General features: G+C 33.9%; 23 protein-coding genes and 1 pseudogene. All 24 read left to right on the forward strand.

Going from position 1 to position 24357, the window contains the following annotated elements:
• Positions 1-86: 86 nt before the first annotated feature.
• Positions 87-532 (forward strand): annotated as a pseudogene (locus tag BLT48_RS14430) (plasmid recombination protein); the annotation flags it as partial.
• Between the two features lie 8 nt (positions 533-540).
• Positions 541-702: a hypothetical protein gene (locus tag BLT48_RS14435; protein WP_176944042.1), complete on the forward strand. Its 162-nt coding sequence runs from the start codon at positions 541-543 to the stop codon at positions 700-702.
• A 347-nt stretch (positions 703-1049) separates the two neighbouring features.
• On the forward strand, positions 1050-1199 hold the full coding sequence (locus tag BLT48_RS14440) for a hypothetical protein (protein ID WP_176944043.1): 150 nt from the start codon (positions 1050-1052) through the stop codon (positions 1197-1199).
• Between the two features lie 707 nt (positions 1200-1906).
• Positions 1907-2746, forward strand: a complete 840-nt coding sequence (locus tag BLT48_RS14445) for a rolling circle replication-associated protein (protein ID WP_089974638.1) — start codon at positions 1907-1909, stop codon at positions 2744-2746.
• 247 nt (positions 2747-2993) lie between these two features.
• Positions 2994-4328 carry a plasmid recombination protein gene (locus BLT48_RS14450; protein WP_176944044.1) on the forward strand — a complete coding sequence of 445 codons (1335 nt, stop codon included), beginning with the start codon at positions 2994-2996 and terminating at the stop codon, positions 4326-4328.
• Positions 4329-4852: 524 nt separating this feature from the next.
• Entirely contained in the window at positions 4853-5086 is a 234-nt protein-coding gene (locus BLT48_RS14455; protein WP_089974642.1) for a hypothetical protein, read from the forward strand.
• Complete coding sequence (locus BLT48_RS14460) at positions 5077-5691, forward strand: rolling circle replication-associated protein (protein ID WP_089974644.1); 615 nt, start codon at positions 5077-5079, stop codon at positions 5689-5691. Before BLT48_RS14455 ends, BLT48_RS14460 begins: the two co-directional genes overlap by 10 nt.
• A gap of 247 nt (positions 5692-5938) precedes the next feature.
• Complete coding sequence (locus BLT48_RS14465; RefSeq protein ID WP_176944044.1) at positions 5939-7273, forward strand: plasmid recombination protein; 1335 nt, start codon at positions 5939-5941, stop codon at positions 7271-7273.
• Positions 7274-7797: 524 nt separating this feature from the next.
• Positions 7798-8031: a hypothetical protein gene (locus BLT48_RS14470; RefSeq protein ID WP_089974642.1), complete on the forward strand. Its 234-nt coding sequence runs from the start codon at positions 7798-7800 to the stop codon at positions 8029-8031.
• Positions 8022-8636, forward strand: coding sequence for a rolling circle replication-associated protein (locus BLT48_RS14475; protein WP_089974644.1), 615 nt, complete (start codon positions 8022-8024; stop codon positions 8634-8636). Before BLT48_RS14470 ends, BLT48_RS14475 begins: the two co-directional genes overlap by 10 nt.
• 247 nt (positions 8637-8883) lie before the next feature.
• On the forward strand, positions 8884-10218 hold the full coding sequence (locus BLT48_RS14480) for a plasmid recombination protein (RefSeq protein ID WP_176944044.1): 1335 nt from the start codon (positions 8884-8886) through the stop codon (positions 10216-10218).
• A gap of 524 nt (positions 10219-10742) precedes the next feature.
• Positions 10743-11582 carry a rolling circle replication-associated protein gene (locus BLT48_RS14485; protein ID WP_089974638.1) on the forward strand — a complete coding sequence of 280 codons (840 nt, stop codon included), beginning with the start codon at positions 10743-10745 and terminating at the stop codon, positions 11580-11582.
• A 247-nt stretch (positions 11583-11829) separates the two neighbouring features.
• The gene (locus BLT48_RS14490; protein WP_176944044.1) at positions 11830-13164 is read left to right on the forward strand and encodes a plasmid recombination protein; all 1335 of its coding nucleotides are present in this window, start codon (positions 11830-11832) and stop codon (positions 13162-13164) included.
• 524 nt (positions 13165-13688) lie between these two features.
• Positions 13689-13922 carry a hypothetical protein gene (locus BLT48_RS14495; protein ID WP_089974642.1) on the forward strand — a complete coding sequence of 78 codons (234 nt, stop codon included), beginning with the start codon at positions 13689-13691 and terminating at the stop codon, positions 13920-13922.
• A complete protein-coding gene (locus BLT48_RS14500; protein ID WP_089974644.1) occupies positions 13913-14527 on the forward strand; it encodes a rolling circle replication-associated protein in 615 nt (204 codons plus the stop codon). Before BLT48_RS14495 ends, BLT48_RS14500 begins: the two co-directional genes overlap by 10 nt.
• Positions 14528-14774: 247 nt before the next feature.
• Positions 14775-16109, forward strand: coding sequence for a plasmid recombination protein (locus tag BLT48_RS14505; RefSeq protein ID WP_176944044.1), 1335 nt, complete (start codon positions 14775-14777; stop codon positions 16107-16109).
• 524 nt (positions 16110-16633) lie between these two features.
• On the forward strand, positions 16634-17473 hold the full coding sequence (locus BLT48_RS14510) for a rolling circle replication-associated protein (RefSeq protein ID WP_089974638.1): 840 nt from the start codon (positions 16634-16636) through the stop codon (positions 17471-17473).
• Between the two features lie 247 nt (positions 17474-17720).
• Positions 17721-19055: a plasmid recombination protein gene (locus tag BLT48_RS14515; RefSeq protein WP_176944044.1), complete on the forward strand. Its 1335-nt coding sequence runs from the start codon at positions 17721-17723 to the stop codon at positions 19053-19055.
• A 523-nt stretch (positions 19056-19578) separates the two neighbouring features.
• Positions 19579-20418: a rolling circle replication-associated protein gene (locus tag BLT48_RS14520; RefSeq protein ID WP_089974638.1), complete on the forward strand. Its 840-nt coding sequence runs from the start codon at positions 19579-19581 to the stop codon at positions 20416-20418.
• A gap of 247 nt (positions 20419-20665) precedes the next feature.
• Positions 20666-22000, forward strand: coding sequence for a plasmid recombination protein (locus BLT48_RS14525; RefSeq protein ID WP_176944044.1), 1335 nt, complete (start codon positions 20666-20668; stop codon positions 21998-22000).
• Between the two features lie 523 nt (positions 22001-22523).
• Positions 22524-23063 carry a rolling circle replication-associated protein gene (locus BLT48_RS14530; protein ID WP_089974647.1) on the forward strand — a complete coding sequence of 180 codons (540 nt, stop codon included), beginning with the start codon at positions 22524-22526 and terminating at the stop codon, positions 23061-23063.
• A gap of 584 nt (positions 23064-23647) precedes the next feature.
• The gene (locus tag BLT48_RS14535; RefSeq protein WP_244885790.1) at positions 23648-23803 is read left to right on the forward strand and encodes a hypothetical protein; all 156 of its coding nucleotides are present in this window, start codon (positions 23648-23650) and stop codon (positions 23801-23803) included.
• Positions 23804-23856: 53 nt separating this feature from the next.
• Positions 23857-24045 carry a plasmid recombination protein gene (locus BLT48_RS14540; protein ID WP_244885791.1) on the forward strand — a complete coding sequence of 63 codons (189 nt, stop codon included), beginning with the start codon at positions 23857-23859 and terminating at the stop codon, positions 24043-24045.
• Between the two features lie 69 nt (positions 24046-24114).
• Positions 24115-24237 (forward strand): hypothetical protein, encoded by a 123-nt coding sequence (locus tag BLT48_RS14545; RefSeq protein ID WP_280513122.1) that lies wholly within the window; start codon positions 24115-24117, stop codon positions 24235-24237.
• Positions 24238-24357: the final 120 nt, after the last annotated feature.

The raw sequence follows: 24357 nt of genomic DNA on the forward strand, positions 1-24357 counted from the left end.
ATTATATGGGTATGTCTGTGTCGGTAAAAAAATCTACTAAAGAACAAATATTTAAACACAATAACAGAAAATTAAATGAAAAAGAAATGGAAAAAAATTCTCATATTGATACCAATCGTTCTGAAAGAAATGTTGATTTTACTCAAAAGAATTTAAAAGAATTTTACAAAGAAGAATTTGGAGAAGCTTTAGAAAATTATAATGAAAATCAAAAACGCAGTGATCGAAAAATAAAAAATTATCATGACCATATAAAAAAAGGGAAAAAGACTGCTTTACAGCAAGAAATGATTATTCAAGTTGGAGATAAAAATGATTTTACTAGCGAGGAAAACGGGACGAAGCAGTTTCGATTCTGACGGAATATTATCATGATTTTCAACTGCGAAATCCAAAGTTAAAAGTTTATAACGCAGTGATTCATAACGATGAAGCCAGTCCACATTTGCATTTAAATTTGTTCCAGTTGCTGATGGCTATAAACGTGGATTAGAAAAGCAAGTTTCTTTTGATAAAGCCATTACGCAACAAGATCCAACTTTGGATAAAGTGCGTCCTTTTCAAGATTGGCGAGAAAAAGAAGCGTCAATCTTGACTGGAAAATTGCAAGAGCGTGGCCTTGCAAAAAATTTGTTGGCACTAATTTATTATAAAGATGTAAATGAGTTTAAAAGAGAAAATGGCTTTAAGAAGACGAGATAAAATCACTGGAAATGAAAGTGATTGAAAGAAAAAATGAGCTTTCAAAATTTTCTGAAAATATTCCTGATGAAATAAAAAAATATAAAAGTAAAAAAAAGAAGCTGTGACTGAAGTAACGCAAAAAATGTTTGGTAAAGCTGAAATAACAAAGCGATATACAGAAAAATCAGGTCATTGCACCTGAAGATTTTACAAAGATTATGGATTTTGCAAATGATGGGATTTCTGTAAGTAAAGACTATAAACGCTTATTAAAAACGGATATTGTAAAAGAAAATGTTTCTTTTGAGAGAGGAAAATAATTCTTTGGAGAAAAACTAAAGAAAATTGAAGAAGAAAAAGAACAAATGGAGTTTCAAAGTTGGTTGTATGGAGATAAAGATGAAGTTGAAATTGAGAAAAATAAAAAAGAAATAAAATCTTTGAAATCTATAGTGACCGAATTAAAAGACGAAATACATTTAATTTATTCTGGTGCTAGAGATTTATTAGTGTAAATACGAAACGATGTATCTAGCGGTAGAAAGCTTTTCGAATCATTTAAGGAGAATGTTAAAGAGCAGTTTTCATACGCTCGTAAATGGCAACAATTTAAGCCTGAAAAGACTGAATTTGAAAAAGATTGATAAAATTGAAACAGATAAACAACGAAACTCTGGTCGTGATATGGGTAGATAGTTTATAAGGCTAAAAATTGCGTTTTAAGCGATTTTAGACTTTAAACGGATATTTAGCTTAAATGAGTTCTTTTTCGTCGGCAAAGGCGTTAAAAAACACGTTAGAAATGAAAGGCAAGGGCGAACGCAGAGAGTGCATTTACCCTTGCCTTTCATTCTAACGTGTTTAGCTTTTGTTGTCCGACGAAAAGGGCTCATTTATGCGTGTCTGTACCCTGCACCCTTTTTAGAGGCAGGGGTTAAGCGCCCTTGCGCTTATGGGGTTAGGGGCAAGCCCCTTGTACTGTTGTTTTTGAAATCATTAGTGTTATACTTCGTTTATCAAATAAAAAAAGTGCGAAAAAATAGACGAGCAGTGTTAGCGCACTCTCGTCTTGGAATAACAAATCGACCTTGTTATTCATTCAAGCCAGATTATATCATCTTTTCCTTAATTTTTGAAGTGAAGGAAATTAGACTATAAAATCTTCTGTTGCTTTGGATGAATAAAAGGATTTATTCATTCGCTGCGATAGGAGATTTTTTGGATGAAAGAACAAGACAAGAATCAAAGTGGTCTGCCCGTCTACTTGACATACGGGCAACTCGACGACGAAAAACTAGGTGCTCCTAAAAGATACACTTACAAGGTAAAAGGCTATAGTGACGGTACTTACACTGTGATTGAGTACGTAAATGGGCGGTTAAAAACCGACCAAAAACTAACATTTTCTTCGGGGGGTAATTCTGACCTTTCTGACGAAGAAAAAGCAGTGCGTTTAAAAGAATCTCGACTAGCGAATTTATATAAAACTAAAAATAAATTACGTGATTATGCCAAGAATAATCACTTTGATAAATTTTGGACTTTGACATTCGATCCAAAAATTTGTGGAGCTAGTGATGATTACCGTTTTGAAGAAATGCGAAAATGGTTGCGTAAAATGCGGGATAAGTACGGCAAATTCAATTATTTAGCAGTTCCTGAAAGGCATAAAAGTGGGCAGATTCATTGGCATATGATGACTGGTTATTTTGAACCTAAATTAATTGATAGTGGTAAAGAGTATAGAAATATCCCTATTTTAAATTGTCCTGAATGGGAATTTGGTTTTACAAATATCCAAAATGTCCGTTCTAAAAAGAAAATTTCCAATTATGTTTCAAAATACATAACTAAAGATTTAATGGACTCTCCAGCAAGACGAAACAAGAAAAAATATTGGGGTAGCAGCTTGCTAGAATTGCCTGAAGTTTTTTCGATTTCTGAAGAAGTCAATGGACTTCCTGAAGCAGGTTTTGAAAGTGAAGTCTGCAAAATTTATGACATGGAAAAAGCAGACTTCACTAAATATTTTGGAGAAAGAAAAAAGCCCCTTGCCGATTAGGCGAAGGGTTTTTTCTTTTGCTTTTTTTTCGACTGATCTATGAAGCCTAAAGGCGGAATAGTTCGGGCGGAAATCCTTGCATAAGCAAGGATTTCGCCGTCTGCAAGACACCCTCGGAGAGCGTTTTGTTTTGATGCGCCAGTGTCATAACACAGAAAACGTTACTTTTGACAAAGTAACAAACGTGCTATGATGATTGCGAGGTGATTATATGGGTATGTCTGTGTCGGTAAAAAAATCTACTAGAATGACAAATATTAAACACAATAACAGAAAATTAAATGAAAAAGAAATGGAAAAAAATTCTCATATTGATACCAATCGTTCTGAAAGAAATGTTGATTTTACTCAAAAGAATTTAAAAGAATTTTACAAAGAAGAATTTGGAGAAGCTTTAGAAAATTATAATGAAAATCAAAAACGCAGTGATCGAAAAATAAAAAATTATCATGACCATATAAAAAAAGGGAAAAAGACTGCTTTACAGCAAGAAATGATTATTCAAGTTGGAGATAAAAATGATTTTACTAGCGAGGAAAAACGGGACGAAGCAGTTTCGATTCTGACGGAATATTATCATGATTTTCAACTGCGAAATCCAAAGTTAAAAGTTTATAACGCAGTGATTCATAACGATGAAGCCAGTCCACATTTGCATTTAAATTTTGTTCCAGTTGCTGATGGCTATAAACGTGGATTAGAAAAGCAAGTTTCTTTTGATAAAGCCATTACGCAACAAGATCCAACTTTGGATAAAGTGCGTCCTTTTCAAGATTGGCGAGAAAAAGAAGCGTCAATCTTGACTGGAAAATTGCAAGAGCGTGGCCTTGCAAGAAAATTTGTTGGCACTAATTATTATAAAGATGTAAATGAGTTTAAAGAGAAAATGGCTTTAGAAGACGAGATAAAATCACTGGAAATGAAAGTGATTGAAAGAAAAAATGAGCTTTCAAAATTTTCTGAAAATATTCCTGATGAAATAAAAAATATAAAAGTAAAAAAAGAAGCTGTGACTGAAGTAACGCAAAAAATGTTTGGTAAAGCTGAAATAACAAAGCGATATACAGAAAATCAGGTCATTGCACCTGAAGATTTTACAAAGATTATGGATTTTGCAAATGATGGGATTTCTGTAAGTAAAGACTATAAACGCTTATTAAAAACGGATATTGTAAAAGAAAATGTTTCTTTGAGAGAGGAAAATAATTCTTTGGGAGAAAAACTAAAGAAAATTGAAGAAGAAAAAGAACAAATGGAGTTTTCAAGTTGGTTGTATGGAGATAAAGATGAAGTTGAAATTGAGAAAAATAAAAAAGAAATAAAATCTTTGAAATCTATAGTGACCGAATTAAAAGACGAAATACATTTAATTTATTCTGGTGCTAGAGATTTTATTAGTGTAAATACGAACGATGTATCTAGCGGTAGAAAGCTTTTCGAATCATTTAAGGAGAATGTTAAAGAGCAGTTTTCATACGCTCGTAAATGGCAACAATTTAAGCCTGAAAAGACTGAATTTGAAAAGATTGATAAAATTGAAACAGATAAACAACGAAACTCTGGTCGTGATATGGGTAGATAGTTTATAAGGCTAAAAATTGCGTTTTAAGCGATTTTAGACTTTAAACGGATATTTAGCTTAAATGAGTTCTTTTCGTCGGCAAAGGCGTTAAAAAACACGTTAGAATGAAAGGCAAGGGCGAACGCAGAGAGTGCATTTACCCTTGCCTTTCATTCTAACGTGTTTTAGCTTTTGTTGTCCGACGAAAAGGGCTCATTTATGCGTGTCTGTACCCTGCACCCTTTTTAGAGGCAGGGGTTAAGCGCCCTTGCGCTTATGGGGTTAGGGGCAAGCCCCTTGTACTGTTGTTTTTGAAATCATTAGTGTTATACTTCGTTTATCAAATAAAAAAGTGCGAAAAAATAGACGAGCAGTGTTAGCGCACTCTCGTCTTGGAATAACAAATCGACCTTGTTATTCATTCAAGCCAGATTATATCATCTTTTCCTTAATTTTTGAAGTGAAGGAAATTAGACTATAAAATCTTCTGTTGCTTTGGATGAATAAAAGGATTTATTCATTCGCTGCGATAGGAGATTTTTTGGATGAAAGAACAAGACAAGAATCAAAGTGGTCTGCCCGTCTACTTGACATACGGGCAACTCGACGACGAAAAACTAGGTGCTCCTAAAAGATACACTTACAAGGTAAAAGGCTATAGTGACGGTACTTACACTGTGATTGAGTACGTAAATGGGCGGTTAAAAACCGACCAAAAACTAACATTTTCTTCGGGGGTAATTCTGACCTTTCTGACGAAGAAAAAGCAGTGCGTTTAAAAGAATCTCGACTAGCGAATTTATATAAAACTAAAAATAAATTACGTGATTATGCCAAGAATAATCACTTTGATAAATTTTGGACTTTGACATTCGATCCAAAAATTTGTGGAGCTAGTGATGATTACCGTTTTGAAGAAATGCGAAAATGGTTGCGTAAAATGCGGGATAAGTACGGCAAATTCAATTATTTAGCAGTTCCTGAAAGGCATAAAAGTGGGCAGATTCATTGGCATATGATGACTGGTTATTTTGAACCTAAATTAATTGATAGTGGTAAAGAGTATAGAAATATCCCTATTTTAAATTGTCCTGAATGGGAATTTGGTTTTACAAATATCCAAAATGTCCGTTCTAAAAAGAAAATTTCCAATTATGTTTCAAAATACATAACTAAAGATTTAATGGACTCTCCAGCAAGACGAAACAAGAAAAAATATTGGGGTAGCAGCTTGCTAGAATTGCCTGAAGTTTTTTCGATTTCTGAAGAAGTCAATGGACTTCCTGAAGCAGGTTTTGAAAGTGAAGTCTGCAAAATTTATGACATGGAAAAAGCAGACTTCACTAAATATTTTGGAGAAAGAAAAAAGCCCCTTGCCGATTAGGCGAAGGGTTTTTTCTTTTGCTTTTTTTTCGACTGATCTATGAAGCCTAAAGGCGGAATAGTTCGGGCGGAAATCCTTGCATAAGCAAGGATTTCGCCGTCTGCAAGACACCCTCGGAGAGCGTTTTGTTTTGATGCGCCAGTGTCATAACACAGAAAACGTTACTTTTGACAAAGTAACAAACGTGCTATGATGATTGCGAGGTGATTATATGGGTATGTCTGTGTCGGTAAAAAAATCTACTAGAATGACAAATATTAAACACAATAACAGAAAATTAAATGAAAAAGAAATGGAAAAAAATTCTCATATTGATACCAATCGTTCTGAAAGAAATGTTGATTTTACTCAAAAGAATTTAAAAGAATTTTACAAAGAAGAATTTGGAGAAGCTTTAGAAAATTATAATGAAAATCAAAAACGCAGTGATCGAAAAATAAAAAATTATCATGACCATATAAAAAAAGGGAAAAAGACTGCTTTACAGCAAGAAATGATTATTCAAGTTGGAGATAAAAATGATTTTACTAGCGAGGAAAAACGGGACGAAGCAGTTTCGATTCTGACGGAATATTATCATGATTTTCAACTGCGAAATCCAAAGTTAAAAGTTTATAACGCAGTGATTCATAACGATGAAGCCAGTCCACATTTGCATTTAAATTTTGTTCCAGTTGCTGATGGCTATAAACGTGGATTAGAAAAGCAAGTTTCTTTTGATAAAGCCATTACGCAACAAGATCCAACTTTGGATAAAGTGCGTCCTTTTCAAGATTGGCGAGAAAAAGAAGCGTCAATCTTGACTGGAAAATTGCAAGAGCGTGGCCTTGCAAGAAAATTTGTTGGCACTAATTATTATAAAGATGTAAATGAGTTTAAAGAGAAAATGGCTTTAGAAGACGAGATAAAATCACTGGAAATGAAAGTGATTGAAAGAAAAAATGAGCTTTCAAAATTTTCTGAAAATATTCCTGATGAAATAAAAAATATAAAAGTAAAAAAAGAAGCTGTGACTGAAGTAACGCAAAAAATGTTTGGTAAAGCTGAAATAACAAAGCGATATACAGAAAATCAGGTCATTGCACCTGAAGATTTTACAAAGATTATGGATTTTGCAAATGATGGGATTTCTGTAAGTAAAGACTATAAACGCTTATTAAAAACGGATATTGTAAAAGAAAATGTTTCTTTGAGAGAGGAAAATAATTCTTTGGGAGAAAAACTAAAGAAAATTGAAGAAGAAAAAGAACAAATGGAGTTTTCAAGTTGGTTGTATGGAGATAAAGATGAAGTTGAAATTGAGAAAAATAAAAAAGAAATAAAATCTTTGAAATCTATAGTGACCGAATTAAAAGACGAAATACATTTAATTTATTCTGGTGCTAGAGATTTTATTAGTGTAAATACGAACGATGTATCTAGCGGTAGAAAGCTTTTCGAATCATTTAAGGAGAATGTTAAAGAGCAGTTTTCATACGCTCGTAAATGGCAACAATTTAAGCCTGAAAAGACTGAATTTGAAAAGATTGATAAAATTGAAACAGATAAACAACGAAACTCTGGTCGTGATATGGGTAGATAGTTTATAAGGCTAAAAATTGCGTTTTAAGCGATTTTAGACTTTAAACGGATATTTAGCTTAAATGAGTTCTTTTCGTCGGCAAAGGCGTTAAAAAACACGTTAGAATGAAAGGCAAGGGCGAACGCAGAGAGTGCATTTACCCTTGCCTTTCATTCTAACGTGTTTTAGCTTTTGTTGTCCGACGAAAAGGGCTCATTTATGCGTGTCTGTACCCTGCACCCTTTTTAGAGGCAGGGGTTAAGCGCCCTTGCGCTTATGGGGTTAGGGGCAAGCCCCTTGTACTGTTGTTTTTGAAATCATTAGTGTTATACTTCGTTTATCAAATAAAAAAGTGCGAAAAAATAGACGAGCAGTGTTAGCGCACTCTCGTCTTGGAATAACAAATCGACCTTGTTATTCATTCAAGCCAGATTATATCATCTTTTCCTTAATTTTTGAAGTGAAGGAAATTAGACTATAAAATCTTCTGTTGCTTTGGATGAATAAAAGGATTTATTCATTCGCTGCGATAGGAGATTTTTTGGATGAAAGAACAAGACAAGAATCAAAGTGGTCTGCCCGTCTACTTGACATACGGGCAACTCGACGACGAAAAACTAGGTGCTCCTAAAAGATACACTTACAAGGTAAAAGGCTATAGTGACGGTACTTACACTGTGATTGAGTACGTAAATGGGCGGTTAAAAACCGACCAAAAACTAACATTTTCTTCGGGGGTAATTCTGACCTTTCTGACGAAGAAAAAGCAGTGCGTTTAAAAGAATCTCGACTAGCGAATTTATATAAAACTAAAAATAAATTACGTGATTATGCCAAGAATAATCACTTTGATAAATTTTGGACTTTGACATTCGATCCAAAAATTTGTGGAGCTAGTGATGATTACCGTTTTGAAGAAATGCGAAAATGGTTGCGTAAAATGCGGGATAAGTACGGCAAATTCAATTATTTAGCAGTTCCTGAAAGGCATAAAAGTGGGCAGATTCATTGGCATATGATGACTGGTTATTTTGAACCTAAATTAATTGATAGTGGTAAAGAGTATAGAAATATCCCTATTTTAAATTGTCCTGAATGGGAATTTGGTTTTACAAATATCCAAAATGTCCGTTCTAAAAAGAAAATTTCCAATTATGTTTCAAAATACATAACTAAAGATTTAATGGACTCTCCAGCAAGACGAAACAAGAAAAAATATTGGGGTAGCAGCTTGCTAGAATTGCCTGAAGTTTTTTCGATTTCTGAAGAAGTCAATGGACTTCCTGAAGCAGGTTTTGAAAGTGAAGTCTGCAAAATTTATGACATGGAAAAAGCAGACTTCACTAAATATTTTGGAGAAAGAAAAAAGCCCCTTGCCGATTAGGCGAAGGGTTTTTTCTTTTGCTTTTTTTTCGACTGATCTATGAAGCCTAAAGGCGGAATAGTTCGGGCGGAAATCCTTGCATAAGCAAGGATTTCGCCGTCTGCAAGACACCCTCGGAGAGCGTTTTGTTTTGATGCGCCAGTGTCATAACACAGAAAACGTTACTTTTGACAAAGTAACAAACGTGCTATGATGATTGCGAGGTGATTATATGGGTATGTCTGTGTCGGTAAAAAAATCTACTAGAATGACAAATATTAAACACAATAACAGAAAATTAAATGAAAAAGAAATGGAAAAAAATTCTCATATTGATACCAATCGTTCTGAAAGAAATGTTGATTTTACTCAAAAGAATTTAAAAGAATTTTACAAAGAAGAATTTGGAGAAGCTTTAGAAAATTATAATGAAAATCAAAAACGCAGTGATCGAAAAATAAAAAATTATCATGACCATATAAAAAAAGGGAAAAAGACTGCTTTACAGCAAGAAATGATTATTCAAGTTGGAGATAAAAATGATTTTACTAGCGAGGAAAAACGGGACGAAGCAGTTTCGATTCTGACGGAATATTATCATGATTTTCAACTGCGAAATCCAAAGTTAAAAGTTTATAACGCAGTGATTCATAACGATGAAGCCAGTCCACATTTGCATTTAAATTTTGTTCCAGTTGCTGATGGCTATAAACGTGGATTAGAAAAGCAAGTTTCTTTTGATAAAGCCATTACGCAACAAGATCCAACTTTGGATAAAGTGCGTCCTTTTCAAGATTGGCGAGAAAAAGAAGCGTCAATCTTGACTGGAAAATTGCAAGAGCGTGGCCTTGCAAGAAAATTTGTTGGCACTAATTATTATAAAGATGTAAATGAGTTTAAAGAGAAAATGGCTTTAGAAGACGAGATAAAATCACTGGAAATGAAAGTGATTGAAAGAAAAAATGAGCTTTCAAAATTTTCTGAAAATATTCCTGATGAAATAAAAAATATAAAAGTAAAAAAAGAAGCTGTGACTGAAGTAACGCAAAAAATGTTTGGTAAAGCTGAAATAACAAAGCGATATACAGAAAATCAGGTCATTGCACCTGAAGATTTTACAAAGATTATGGATTTTGCAAATGATGGGATTTCTGTAAGTAAAGACTATAAACGCTTATTAAAAACGGATATTGTAAAAGAAAATGTTTCTTTGAGAGAGGAAAATAATTCTTTGGGAGAAAAACTAAAGAAAATTGAAGAAGAAAAAGAACAAATGGAGTTTTCAAGTTGGTTGTATGGAGATAAAGATGAAGTTGAAATTGAGAAAAATAAAAAAGAAATAAAATCTTTGAAATCTATAGTGACCGAATTAAAAGACGAAATACATTTAATTTATTCTGGTGCTAGAGATTTTATTAGTGTAAATACGAACGATGTATCTAGCGGTAGAAAGCTTTTCGAATCATTTAAGGAGAATGTTAAAGAGCAGTTTTCATACGCTCGTAAATGGCAACAATTTAAGCCTGAAAAGACTGAATTTGAAAAGATTGATAAAATTGAAACAGATAAACAACGAAACTCTGGTCGTGATATGGGTAGATAGTTTATAAGGCTAAAAATTGCGTTTTAAGCGATTTTAGACTTTAAACGGATATTTAGCTTAAATGAGTTCTTTTCGTCGGCAAAGGCGTTAAAAAACACGTTAGAATGAAAGGCAAGGGCGAACGCAGAGAGTGCATTTACCCTTGCCTTTCATTCTAACGTGTTTTAGCTTTTGTTGTCCGACGAAAAGGGCTCATTTATGCGTGTCTGTACCCTGCACCCTTTTTAGAGGCAGGGGTTAAGCGCCCTTGCGCTTATGGGGTTAGGGGCAAGCCCCTTGTACTGTTGTTTTTGAAATCATTAGTGTTATACTTCGTTTATCAAATAAAAAAGTGCGAAAAAATAGACGAGCAGTGTTAGCGCACTCTCGTCTTGGAATAACAAATCGACCTTGTTATTCATTCAAGCCAGATTATATCATCTTTTCCTTAATTTTTGAAGTGAAGGAAATTAGACTATAAAATCTTCTGTTGCTTTGGATGAATAAAAGGATTTATTCATTCGCTGCGATAGGAGATTTTTTGGATGAAAGAACAAGACAAGAATCAAAGTGGTCTGCCCGTCTACTTGACATACGGGCAACTCGACGACGAAAAACTAGGTGCTCCTAAAAGATACACTTACAAGGTAAAAGGCTATAGTGACGGTACTTACACTGTGATTGAGTACGTAAATGGGCGGTTAAAAACCGACCAAAAACTAACATTTTCTTCGGGGGGTAATTCTGACCTTTCTGACGAAGAAAAAGCAGTGCGTTTAAAAGAATCTCGACTAGCGAATTTATATAAAACTAAAAATAAATTACGTGATTATGCCAAGAATAATCACTTTGATAAATTTTGGACTTTGACATTCGATCCAAAAATTTGTGGAGCTAGTGATGATTACCGTTTTGAAGAAATGCGAAAATGGTTGCGTAAAATGCGGGATAAGTACGGCAAATTCAATTATTTAGCAGTTCCTGAAAGGCATAAAAGTGGGCAGATTCATTGGCATATGATGACTGGTTATTTTGAACCTAAATTAATTGATAGTGGTAAAGAGTATAGAAATATCCCTATTTTAAATTGTCCTGAATGGGAATTTGGTTTTACAAATATCCAAAATGTCCGTTCTAAAAAGAAAATTTCCAATTATGTTTCAAAATACATAACTAAAGATTTAATGGACTCTCCAGCAAGACGAAACAAGAAAAAATATTGGGGTAGCAGCTTGCTAGAATTGCCTGAAGTTTTTTCGATTTCTGAAGAAGTCAATGGACTTCCTGAAGCAGGTTTTGAAAGTGAAGTCTGCAAAATTTATGACATGGAAAAAGCAGACTTCACTAAATATTTTGGAGAAAGAAAAAAGCCCCTTGCCGATTAGGCGAAGGGTTTTTTCTTTTGCTTTTTTTTCGACTGATCTATGAAGCCTAAAGGCGGAATAGTTCGGGCGGAAATCCTTGCATAAGCAAGGATTTCGCCGTCTGCAAGACACCCTCGGAGAGCGTTTTGTTTTGATGCGCCAGTGTCATAACACAGAAAACGTTACTTTTGACAAAGTAACAAACGTGCTATGATGATTGCGAGGTGATTATATGGGTATGTCTGTGTCGGTAAAAAAATCTACTAGAATGACAAATATTAAACACAATAACAGAAAATTAAATGAAAAAGAAATGGAAAAAAATTCTCATATTGATACCAATCGTTCTGAAAGAAATGTTGATTTTACTCAAAAGAATTTAAAAGAATTTTACAAAGAAGAATTTGGAGAAGCTTTAGAAAATTATAATGAAAATCAAAAACGCAGTGATCGAAAAATAAAAAATTATCATGACCATATAAAAAAAGGGAAAAAGACTGCTTTACAGCAAGAAATGATTATTCAAGTTGGAGATAAAAATGATTTTACTAGCGAGGAAAAACGGGACGAAGCAGTTTCGATTCTGACGGAATATTATCATGATTTTCAACTGCGAAATCCAAAGTTAAAAGTTTATAACGCAGTGATTCATAACGATGAAGCCAGTCCACATTTGCATTTAAATTTTGTTCCAGTTGCTGATGGCTATAAACGTGGATTAGAAAAGCAAGTTTCTTTTGATAAAGCCATTACGCAACAAGATCCAACTTTGGATAAAGTGCGTCCTTTTCAAGATTGGCGAGAAAAAGAAGCGTCAATCTTGACTGGAAAATTGCAAGAGCGTGGCCTTGCAAGAAAATTTGTTGGCACTAATTATTATAAAGATGTAAATGAGTTTAAAGAGAAAATGGCTTTAGAAGACGAGATAAAATCACTGGAAATGAAAGTGATTGAAAGAAAAAATGAGCTTTCAAAATTTTCTGAAAATATTCCTGATGAAATAAAAAATATAAAAGTAAAAAAAGAAGCTGTGACTGAAGTAACGCAAAAAATGTTTGGTAAAGCTGAAATAACAAAGCGATATACAGAAAATCAGGTCATTGCACCTGAAGATTTTACAAAGATTATGGATTTTGCAAATGATGGGATTTCTGTAAGTAAAGACTATAAACGCTTATTAAAAACGGATATTGTAAAAGAAAATGTTTCTTTGAGAGAGGAAAATAATTCTTTGGGAGAAAAACTAAAGAAAATTGAAGAAGAAAAAGAACAAATGGAGTTTTCAAGTTGGTTGTATGGAGATAAAGATGAAGTTGAAATTGAGAAAAATAAAAAAGAAATAAAATCTTTGAAATCTATAGTGACCGAATTAAAAGACGAAATACATTTAATTTATTCTGGTGCTAGAGATTTTATTAGTGTAAATACGAACGATGTATCTAGCGGTAGAAAGCTTTTCGAATCATTTAAGGAGAATGTTAAAGAGCAGTTTTCATACGCTCGTAAATGGCAACAATTTAAGCCTGAAAAGACTGAATTTGAAAAGATTGATAAAATTGAAACAGATAAACAACGAAACTCTGGTCGTGATATGGGTAGATAGTTTATAAGGCTAAAAATTGCGTTTTAAGCGATTTTAGACTTTAAACGGATATTTAGCTTAAATGAGTTCTTTTCGTCGGCAAAGGCGTTAAAAAACACGTTAGAATGAAAGGCAAGGGCGAACGCAGAGAGTGCATTTACCCTTGCCTTTCATTCTAACGTGTTTTAGCTTTTGTTGTCCGACGAAAAGGGCTCATTTATGCGTGTCTGTACCCTGCACCCTTTTTAGAGGCAGGGGTTAAGCGCCCTTGCGCTTATGGGGTTAGGGGCAAGCCCCTTGTACTGTTGTTTTTGAAATCATTAGTGTTATACTTCGTTTATCAAATAAAAAAGTGCGAAAAAATAGACGAGCAGTGTTAGCGCACTCTCGTCTTGGAATAACAAATCGACCTTGTTATTCATTCAAGCCAGATTATATCATCTTTTCCTTAATTTTTGAAGTGAAGGAAATTAGACTATAAAATCTTCTGTTGCTTTGGATGAATAAAAGGATTTATTCATTCGCTGCGATAGGAGATTTTTTGGATGAAAGAACAAGACAAGAATCAAAGTGGTCTGCCCGTCTACTTGACATACGGGCAACTCGACGACGAAAAACTAGGTGCTCCTAAAAGATACACTTACAAGGTAAAAGGCTATAGTGACGGTACTTACACTGTGATTGAGTACGTAAATGGGCGGTTAAAAACCGACCAAAAACTAACATTTTCTTCGGGGGTAATTCTGACCTTTCTGACGAAGAAAAAGCAGTGCGTTTAAAAGAATCTCGACTAGCGAATTTATATAAAACTAAAAATAAATTACGTGATTATGCCAAGAATAATCACTTTGATAAATTTTGGACTTTGACATTCGATCCAAAAATTTGTGGAGCTAGTGATGATTACCGTTTTGAAGAAATGCGAAAATGGTTGCGTAAAATGCGGGATAAGTACGGCAAATTCAATTATTTAGCAGTTCCTGAAAGGCATAAAAGTGGGCAGATTCATTGGCATATGATGACTGGTTATTTTGAACCTAAATTAATTGATAGTGGTAAAGAGTATAGAAATATCCCTATTTTAAATTGTCCTGAATGGGAATTTGGTTTTACAAATATCCAAAATGTCCGTTCTAAAAAGAAAATTTCCAATTATGTTTCAAAATACATAACTAAAGATTTAATGGACTCTCCAGCAAGACGAAACAAGAAAAAATATTGGGGTAGCAGCTTGCTAGAATTGCCTGAAGTTTTTTCGATTTCTGAAGAAGTCAATGGACTTCCTGAAGCAGGTTTTGAAAGTGAAGTCTGCAAAATTTATGACATGGAAAAAGCAGACTTCACTAAATATTTTGGAGAAAGAAAAAAGCCCCTTGCCGATTAGGCGAAGGGTTTTTTCTTTTGCTTTTTTTTCGACTGATCTATGAAGCCTAAAGGCGGAATAGTTCGGGCGGAAATCCTTGCATAAGCAAGGATTTCGCCGTCTGCAAGACACCCTCGGAGAGCGTTTTGTTTTGATGCGCCAGTGTCATAACACAGAAAACGTTACTTTTGACAAAGTAACAAACGTGCTATGATGATTGCGAGGTGATTATATGGGTATGTCTGTGTCGGTAAAAAAATCTACTAGAATGACAAATATTAAACACAATAACAGAAAATTAAATGAAAAAGAAATGGAAAAAAATTCTCATATTGATACCAATCGTTCTGAAAGAAATGTTGATTTTACTCAAAAGAATTTAAAAGAATTTTACAAAGAAGAATTTGGAGAAGCTTTAGAAAATTATAATGAAAATCAAAAACGCAGTGATCGAAAAATAAAAAATTATCATGACCATATAAAAAAAGGGAAAAAGACTGCTTTACAGCAAGAAATGATTATTCAAGTTGGAGATAAAAATGATTTTACTAGCGAGGAAAAACGGGACGAAGCAGTTTCGATTCTGACGGAATATTATCATGATTTTCAACTGCGAAATCCAAAGTTAAAAGTTTATAACGCAGTGATTCATAACGATGAAGCCAGTCCACATTTGCATTTAAATTTTGTTCCAGTTGCTGATGGCTATAAACGTGGATTAGAAAAGCAAGTTTCTTTTGATAAAGCCATTACGCAACAAGATCCAACTTTGGATAAAGTGCGTCCTTTTCAAGATTGGCGAGAAAAAGAAGCGTCAATCTTGACTGGAAAATTGCAAGAGCGTGGCCTTGCAAGAAAATTTGTTGGCACTAATTATTATAAAGATGTAAATGAGTTTAAAGAGAAAATGGCTTTAGAAGACGAGATAAAATCACTGGAAATGAAAGTGATTGAAAGAAAAAATGAGCTTTCAAAATTTTCTGAAAATATTCCTGATGAAATAAAAAATATAAAAGTAAAAAAAGAAGCTGTGACTGAAGTAACGCAAAAAATGTTTGGTAAAGCTGAAATAACAAAGCGATATACAGAAAATCAGGTCATTGCACCTGAAGATTTTACAAAGATTATGGATTTTGCAAATGATGGGATTTCTGTAAGTAAAGACTATAAACGCTTATTAAAAACGGATATTGTAAAAGAAAATGTTTCTTTGAGAGAGGAAAATAATTCTTTGGGAGAAAAACTAAAGAAAATTGAAGAAGAAAAAGAACAAATGGAGTTTTCAAGTTGGTTGTATGGAGATAAAGATGAAGTTGAAATTGAGAAAAATAAAAAAGAAATAAAATCTTTGAAATCTATAGTGACCGAATTAAAAGACGAAATACATTTAATTTATTCTGGTGCTAGAGATTTTATTAGTGTAAATACGAACGATGTATCTAGCGGTAGAAAGCTTTTCGAATCATTTAAGGAGAATGTTAAAGAGCAGTTTTCATACGCTCGTAAATGGCAACAATTTAAGCCTGAAAAGACTGAATTTGAAAAGATTGATAAAATTGAAACAGATAAACAACGAAACTCTGGTCGTGATATGGGTAGATAGTTTATAAGGCTAAAAATTGCGTTTTAAGCGATTTTAGACTTTAAACGGATATTTAGCTTAAATGAGTTCTTTTCGTCGGCAAAGGCGTTAAAAAACACGTTAGAATGAAAGGCAAGGGCGAACGCAGAGAGTGCATTTACCCTTGCCTTTCATTCTAACGTGTTTTAGCTTTTGTTGTCCGACGAAAAGGGCTCATTTATGCGTGTCTGTACCCTGCACCCTTTTTAGAGGCAGGGGTTAAGCGCCCTTGCGCTTATGGGGTTAGGGGCAAGCCCCTTGTACTGTTGTTTTTGAAATCATTAGTGTTATACTTCGTTTATCAAATAAAAAAGTGCGAAAAAATAGACGAGCAGTGTTAGCGCACTCTCGTCTTGGAATAACAAATCGACCTTGTTATTCATTCAAGCCAGATTATATCATCTTTTCCTTAATTTTTGAAGTGAAGGAAATTAGACTATAAAATCTTCTGTTGCTTTGGATGAATAAAAGGATTTATTCATTCGCTGCGATAGGAGATTTTTTGGATGAAAGAACAAGACAAGAATCAAAGTGGTCTGCCCGTCTACTTGACATACGGGCAACTCGACGACGAAAAACTAGGTGCTCCTAAAAGATACACTTACAAGGTAAAAGGCTATAGTGACGGTACTTACACTGTGATTGAGTACGTAAATGGGCGGTTAAAAACCGACCAAAAACTAACATTTTCTTCGGGGGGTAATTCTGACCTTTCTGACGAAGAAAAAGCAGTGCGTTTAAAAGAATCTCGACTAGCGAATTTATATAAAACTAAAAATAAATTACGTGATTATGCCAAGAATAATCACTTTGATAAATTTTGGACTTTGACATTCGATCCAAAAATTTGTGGAGCTAGTGATGATTACCGTTTTGAAGAAATGCGAAAATGGTTGCGTAAAATGCGGGATAAGTACGGCAAATTCAATTATTTAGCAGTTCCTGAAAGGCATAAAAGTGGGCAGATTCATTGGCATATGATGACTGGTTATTTTGAACCTAAATTAATTGATAGTGGTAAAGAGTATAGAAATATCCCTATTTTAAATTGTCCTGAATGGGAATTTGGTTTTACAAATATCCAAAATGTCCGTTCTAAAAAGAAAATTTCCAATTATGTTTCAAAATACATAACTAAAGATTTAATGGACTCTCCAGCAAGACGAAACAAGAAAAAATATTGGGGTAGCAGCTTGCTAGAATTGCCTGAAGTTTTTTCGATTTCTGAAGAAGTCAATGGACTTCCTGAAGCAGGTTTTGAAAGTGAAGTCTGCAAAATTTATGACATGGAAAAAGCAGACTTCACTAAATATTTTGGAGAAAGAAAAAAGCCCCTTGCCGATTAGGCGAAGGGTTTTTTCTTTTGCTTTTTTTTCGACTGATCTATGAAGCCTAAAGGCGGAATAGTTCGGGCGGAAATCCTTGCATAAGCAAGGATTTCGCCGTCTGCAAGACACCCTCGGAGAGCGTTTTGTTTTGATGCGCCAGTGTCATAACACAGAAAACGTTACTTTTGACAAAGTAACAAACGTGCTATGATGATTGCGAGGTGATTATATGGGTATGTCTGTGTCGGTAAAAAAATCTACTAGAATGACAAATATTAAACACAATAACAGAAAATTAAATGAAAAAGAAATGGAAAAAAATTCTCATATTGATACCAATCGTTCTGAAAGAAATGTTGATTTTACTCAAAAGAATTTAAAAGAATTTTACAAAGAAGAATTTGGAGAAGCTTTAGAAAATTATAATGAAAATCAAAAACGCAGTGATCGAAAAATAAAAAATTATCATGACCATATAAAAAAAGGGAAAAAGACTGCTTTACAGCAAGAAATGATTATTCAAGTTGGAGATAAAAATGATTTTACTAGCGAGGAAAAACGGGACGAAGCAGTTTCGATTCTGACGGAATATTATCATGATTTTCAACTGCGAAATCCAAAGTTAAAAGTTTATAACGCAGTGATTCATAACGATGAAGCCAGTCCACATTTGCATTTAAATTTTGTTCCAGTTGCTGATGGCTATAAACGTGGATTAGAAAAGCAAGTTTCTTTTGATAAAGCCATTACGCAACAAGATCCAACTTTGGATAAAGTGCGTCCTTTTCAAGATTGGCGAGAAAAAGAAGCGTCAATCTTGACTGGAAAATTGCAAGAGCGTGGCCTTGCAAGAAAATTTGTTGGCACTAATTATTATAAAGATGTAAATGAGTTTAAAGAGAAAATGGCTTTAGAAGACGAGATAAAATCACTGGAAATGAAAGTGATTGAAAGAAAAAATGAGCTTTCAAAATTTTCTGAAAATATTCCTGATGAAATAAAAAATATAAAAGTAAAAAAAGAAGCTGTGACTGAAGTAACGCAAAAAATGTTTGGTAAAGCTGAAATAACAAAGCGATATACAGAAAATCAGGTCATTGCACCTGAAGATTTTACAAAGATTATGGATTTTGCAAATGATGGGATTTCTGTAAGTAAAGACTATAAACGCTTATTAAAAACGGATATTGTAAAAGAAAATGTTTCTTTGAGAGAGGAAAATAATTCTTTGGGAGAAAAACTAAAGAAAATTGAAGAAGAAAAAGAACAAATGGAGTTTTCAAGTTGGTTGTATGGAGATAAAGATGAAGTTGAAATTGAGAAAAATAAAAAAGAAATAAAATCTTTGAAATCTATAGTGACCGAATTAAAAGACGAAATACATTTAATTTATTCTGGTGCTAGAGATTTTATTAGTGTAAATACGAACGATGTATCTAGCGGTAGAAAGCTTTTCGAATCATTTAAGGAGAATGTTAAAGAGCAGTTTTCATACGCTCGTAAATGGCAACAATTTAAGCCTGAAAAGACTGAATTTGAAAAGATTGATAAAATTGAAACAGATAAACAACGAAACTCTGGTCGTGATATGGGTAGATAGTTTATAAGGCTAAAAATTGCGTTTTAAGCGATTTTAGACTTTAAACGGATATTTAGCTTAAATGAGTTCTTTTCGTCGGCAAAGGCGTTAAAAAACACGTTAGAATGAAAGGCAAGGGCGAACGCAGAGAGTGCATTTACCCTTGCCTTTCATTCTAACGTGTTTTAGCTTTTGTTGTCCGACGAAAAGGGCTCATTTATGCGTGTCTGTACCCTGCACCCTTTTTAGAGGCAGGGGTTAAGCGCCCTTGCGCTTATGGGGTTAGGGGCAAGCCCTTGTACTGTTGTTTTTGAAATCATTAGTGTTATACTTCGTTTATCAAATAAAAAAGTGCGAAAAAATAGACGAGCAGTGTTAGCGCACTCTCGTCTTGGAATAACAAATCGACCTTGTTATTCATTCAAGCCAGATTATATCATCTTTTCCTTAATTTTTGAAGTGAAGGAAATTAGACTATAAAATCTTCTGTTGCTTTGGATGAATAAAAGGATTTATTCATTCGCTGCGATAGGAGATTTTTTGGATGAAAGAACAAGACAAGAATCAAAGTGGTCTGCCCGTCTACTTGACATACGGGCAACTCGACGACGAAAAACTAGGTGCTCCTAAAAGATACACTTACAAGGTAAAAGGCTATAGTGACGGTACTTACACTGTGATTGAGTACGTAAATGGGCGGTTAAAAACCGACCAAAAACTAACATTTTCTTCGGGGGGTAATTCTGACCTTTCTGACGAAGAAAAAGCAGTGCGTTTAAAAGAATCTCGACTAGCGAATTTATATAAAACTAAAAATAAATTACGTGATTATGCCAAGAATAATCACTTTGATAAATTTTGGACTTTGACATTCGATCCAAAAATTTGTGGAGCTAGTGATGATTACCGTTTTGAAGAAATGCGAAAATGGTTGCGTAAAATGCGGGATAAGTACGGCAAATTCAATTATTTAGCAGTTCCTGAAAGGCATAAAAGTGGGCAGATTCATTGGCATATGATGACTGGTTATTTTGAACCTAAATTAATTGATAGTGGTAAAGAGTATAGAAATATCCCTATTTTAAATTGTCCTGAATGGGAATTTGGTTTTACAAATATCCAAAATGTCCGTTCTAAAAAGAAAATTTCCAATTATGTTTCAAAATACATAACTAAAGATTTAATGGACTCTCCAGCAAGACGAAACAAGAAAAAATATTGGGGTAGCAGCTTGCTAGAATTGCCTGAAGTTTTTTCGATTTCTGAAGAAGTCAATGGACTTCCTGAAGCAGGTTTTGAAAGTGAAGTCTGCAAAATTTATGACATGGAAAAAGCAGACTTCACTAAATATTTTGGAGAAAGAAAAAAGCCCCTTGCCGATTAGGCGAAGGGTTTTTTCTTTTGCTTTTTTTTCGACTGATCTATGAAGCCTAAAGGCGGAATAGTTCGGGCGGAAATCCTTGCATAAGCAAGGATTTCGCCGTCTGCAAGACACCCTCGGAGAGCGTTTTGTTTTGATGCGCCAGTGTCATAACACAGAAAACGTTACTTTTGACAAAGTAACAAACGTGCTATGATGATTGCGAGGTGATTATATGGGTATGTCTGTGTCGGTAAAAAAATCTACTAGAATGACAAATATTAAACACAATAACAGAAAATTAAATGAAAAAGAAATGGAAAAAAATTCTCATATTGATACCAATCGTTCTGAAAGAAATGTTGATTTTACTCAAAAGAATTTAAAAGAATTTTACAAAGAAGAATTTGGAGAAGCTTTAGAAAATTATAATGAAAATCAAAAACGCAGTGATCGAAAAATAAAAAATTATCATGACCATATAAAAAAAGGGAAAAAGACTGCTTTACAGCAAGAAATGATTATTCAAGTTGGAGATAAAAATGATTTTACTAGCGAGGAAAAACGGGACGAAGCAGTTTCGATTCTGACGGAATATTATCATGATTTTCAACTGCGAAATCCAAAGTTAAAAGTTTATAACGCAGTGATTCATAACGATGAAGCCAGTCCACATTTGCATTTAAATTTTGTTCCAGTTGCTGATGGCTATAAACGTGGATTAGAAAAGCAAGTTTCTTTTGATAAAGCCATTACGCAACAAGATCCAACTTTGGATAAAGTGCGTCCTTTTCAAGATTGGCGAGAAAAAGAAGCGTCAATCTTGACTGGAAAATTGCAAGAGCGTGGCCTTGCAAGAAAATTTGTTGGCACTAATTATTATAAAGATGTAAATGAGTTTAAAGAGAAAATGGCTTTAGAAGACGAGATAAAATCACTGGAAATGAAAGTGATTGAAAGAAAAAATGAGCTTTCAAAATTTTCTGAAAATATTCCTGATGAAATAAAAAATATAAAAGTAAAAAAAGAAGCTGTGACTGAAGTAACGCAAAAAATGTTTGGTAAAGCTGAAATAACAAAGCGATATACAGAAAATCAGGTCATTGCACCTGAAGATTTTACAAAGATTATGGATTTTGCAAATGATGGGATTTCTGTAAGTAAAGACTATAAACGCTTATTAAAAACGGATATTGTAAAAGAAAATGTTTCTTTGAGAGAGGAAAATAATTCTTTGGGAGAAAAACTAAAGAAAATTGAAGAAGAAAAAGAACAAATGGAGTTTTCAAGTTGGTTGTATGGAGATAAAGATGAAGTTGAAATTGAGAAAAATAAAAAAGAAATAAAATCTTTGAAATCTATAGTGACCGAATTAAAAGACGAAATACATTTAATTTATTCTGGTGCTAGAGATTTTATTAGTGTAAATACGAACGATGTATCTAGCGGTAGAAAGCTTTTCGAATCATTTAAGGAGAATGTTAAAGAGCAGTTTTCATACGCTCGTAAATGGCAACAATTTAAGCCTGAAAAGACTGAATTTGAAAAGATTGATAAAATTGAAACAGATAAACAACGAAACTCTGGTCGTGATATGGGTAGATAGTTTATAAGGCTAAAAATTGCGTTTTAAGCGATTTTAGACTTTAAACGGATATTTAGCTTAAATGAGTTCTTTTCGTCGGCAAAGGCGTTAAAAAACACGTTAGAATGAAAGGCAAGGGCGAACGCAGAGAGTGCATTTACCCTTGCCTTTCATTCTAACGTGTTTTAGCTTTTGTTGTCCGACGAAAAGGGCTCATTTATGCGTGTCTGTACCCTGCACCCTTTTTAGAGGCAGGGGTTAAGCGCCCTTGCGCTTATGGGTTAGGGGCAAGCCCCTTGTACTGTTGTTTTTGAAATCATTAGTGTTATACTTCGTTTATCAAATAAAAAAGTGCGAAAAAATAGACGAGCAGTGTTAGCGCACTCTCGTCTTGGAATAACAAATCGACCTTGTTATTCATTCAAGCCAGATTATATCATCTTTTCCTTAATTTTTGAAGTGAAGGAAATTAGACTATAAAATCTTCTGTTGCTTTGGATGAATAAAAGGATTTATTCATTCGCTGCGATAGGAGATTTTTTGGATGAAAGAACAAGACAAGAATCAAAGTGGTCTGCCCGTCTACTTGACATACGGGCAACTCGACGACGAAAAACTAGGTGCTCCTAAAAGATACACTTACAAGGTAAAAGGCTATAGTGACGGTACTTACACTGTGATTGAGTACGTAAATGGGCGGTTAAAAACCGACCAAAAACTAACATTTTCTTCGGGGGGTAATTCTGACCTTTCTGACGAAGAAAAAGCAGTGCGTTTAAAAGAATCTCGACTAGCGAATTTATATAAAACTAAAAATAAATTACGTGATTATGCCAAGAATAATCACTTTGATAAATTTTGGACTTTGACATTCGATCCAAAAATTTGTGGAGCTAGTGATGATTACCGTTTTGAAGAAATGCGAAAATGGTTGCGTAAAATGCGGGATAAGTACGGCAAATTCAATTATTTAGCAGTTCCTGAAAGGCATAAAAGTGGGCAGATTCATTGGCATATGATGACTGGTTATTTTGAACCTAAATTAATTGATAGTGGTAAAGAGTATAGAAATATCCTATTTTAAATTGTCCTGAATGGGAATTTGGTTTTACAAATATCCAAAATGTCCGTTCTAAAAAGAAAATTTCCAATTATGTTTCAAAATACATAACTAAAGATTTAATGGACTCTCCAGCAAGACGAAACAAGAAAAAAATATTGGGGTAGCAGCTTGCTAGAATTGCCTGAAGTTTTTTCGATTTCTGAAGAAGTCAATGGGACTTCCTGAAGCAGGTTTTTGGAAAGTGAAGTCTGCAAAATTTATGACATGGAAAAAGCAGACTTCACTAAATATTTTGGAGAAAGAAAAAAAGCCCCTTGCCGATTAGGCGAGGGTTTTTTCTTTTGCTTTTTTTTCGACTGATCTATGAAGCCTAAAGGCGGAATAGTTCGGGCGGAAATCCTTGCATAAGCAAGGATTTCGCCGTCTGCAAGACACCCTCGGAGAGCGTTTTGTTTTGATGCGCCAGTGTCATAACACAGAAAACGTTACTTTTGACAAAGTAACAAACGTGCTATGATGATTGCGAGGTGATTATATGGGTATGTCTGTGTCGGTAAAAAAATCTACTAGAATGACAAATATTAAACACAATAACAGAAAATTAAATGAAAGAAATGGAAAAAAATTCTCATATTGATACCAATCGTTCTGAAAGAAATGTTGATTTTACTCAAAAGAATTTAAAAGAATTTTACAAAGAAGAATTTGGAGAAGCTTTAGAAAATTATAATGAAAATCAAAAACGCAGTGATCGAAAATAAAAAATTATCATGACCATATAAAAAAAGGGAAAAAGACTGCTTTACAGCAAGAAATGATTATTCAAGTTGGAGATAAAAATGATTTTACTAGCGAGGAAAAACGGGACGAAGCAGTTTCGATTCTGACGGAATATTATCATGATTTTCAACTGCGAAATCCAAAGTTAAAAGTTTATAACGCAGTGATTCATAACGATGAAGCCAGTCCACATTTGCATTTAAATTTTTGTTCCAGTTGCTGATGGCTAATAAAACGTGGATTAGAAAAGCAAGTTTCTTTTGATAAAGCCATTACGCAACAAGATCCAACTTTGGATAAAGTGCGTCCTTTTCAAGATTGGCGAGAAAAAGAAGCGTCAATCTTTGACTGGAAAAATTGCAAGAGCGTGGCCTTGCAAGAAAATTTGTTGGCACTAATTATTATAAAGATGTAAATGAGTTTAAGAGAAAAATGGCTTTAGAAGACGAGATAAAATCACTGGAAATGAAAGTGATTGAAAGAAAAAATGAGCTTTCAAAATTTTCTGAAAATATTCCTGATGAAATAAAAAATA

It is taken from the genome of Carnobacterium viridans (assembly GCF_900102725.1).
In the GTDB taxonomy this organism is placed as follows: domain Bacteria; phylum Bacillota; class Bacilli; order Lactobacillales; family Carnobacteriaceae; genus Carnobacterium_B; species Carnobacterium_B viridans.

Coding starts and splice junctions, on each gene's coding strand:
- BLT48_RS14510 (WP_089974638.1), top strand. CDS start 16,634: ATGAAAGAACAAGACAAGAATCAAAGTGGTCTGCCCGTCTACTTGACA.
- BLT48_RS14470 (WP_089974642.1), top strand. CDS start 7,798: ATGAAAGAACAAGACAAGAATCAAAGTGGTCTGCCCGTCTACTTGACA.
- BLT48_RS14540 (WP_244885791.1), top strand. CDS start 23,857: ATGATTATTCAAGTTGGAGATAAAAATGATTTTACTAGCGAGGAAAAA.
- BLT48_RS14495 (WP_089974642.1), top strand. CDS start 13,689: ATGAAAGAACAAGACAAGAATCAAAGTGGTCTGCCCGTCTACTTGACA.
- BLT48_RS14485 (WP_089974638.1), top strand. CDS start 10,743: ATGAAAGAACAAGACAAGAATCAAAGTGGTCTGCCCGTCTACTTGACA.
- BLT48_RS14455 (WP_089974642.1), top strand. CDS start 4,853: ATGAAAGAACAAGACAAGAATCAAAGTGGTCTGCCCGTCTACTTGACA.
- BLT48_RS14465 (WP_176944044.1), top strand. CDS start 5,939: ATGACAAATATTAAACACAATAACAGAAAATTAAATGAAAAAGAAATG.
- BLT48_RS14525 (WP_176944044.1), top strand. CDS start 20,666: ATGACAAATATTAAACACAATAACAGAAAATTAAATGAAAAAGAAATG.
- BLT48_RS14480 (WP_176944044.1), top strand. CDS start 8,884: ATGACAAATATTAAACACAATAACAGAAAATTAAATGAAAAAGAAATG.
- BLT48_RS14490 (WP_176944044.1), top strand. CDS start 11,830: ATGACAAATATTAAACACAATAACAGAAAATTAAATGAAAAAGAAATG.
- BLT48_RS14515 (WP_176944044.1), top strand. CDS start 17,721: ATGACAAATATTAAACACAATAACAGAAAATTAAATGAAAAAGAAATG.
- BLT48_RS14530 (WP_089974647.1), top strand. CDS start 22,524: ATGAAAGAACAAGACAAGAATCAAAGTGGTCTGCCCGTCTACTTGACA.
- BLT48_RS14450 (WP_176944044.1), top strand. CDS start 2,994: ATGACAAATATTAAACACAATAACAGAAAATTAAATGAAAAAGAAATG.
- BLT48_RS14520 (WP_089974638.1), top strand. CDS start 19,579: ATGAAAGAACAAGACAAGAATCAAAGTGGTCTGCCCGTCTACTTGACA.
- BLT48_RS14445 (WP_089974638.1), top strand. CDS start 1,907: ATGAAAGAACAAGACAAGAATCAAAGTGGTCTGCCCGTCTACTTGACA.
- BLT48_RS14505 (WP_176944044.1), top strand. CDS start 14,775: ATGACAAATATTAAACACAATAACAGAAAATTAAATGAAAAAGAAATG.
- BLT48_RS14535 (WP_244885790.1), top strand. CDS start 23,648: ATGAAAGAAATGGAAAAAAATTCTCATATTGATACCAATCGTTCTGAA.
- BLT48_RS14440 (WP_176944043.1), top strand. CDS start 1,050: ATGGAGTTTCAAAGTTGGTTGTATGGAGATAAAGATGAAGTTGAAATT.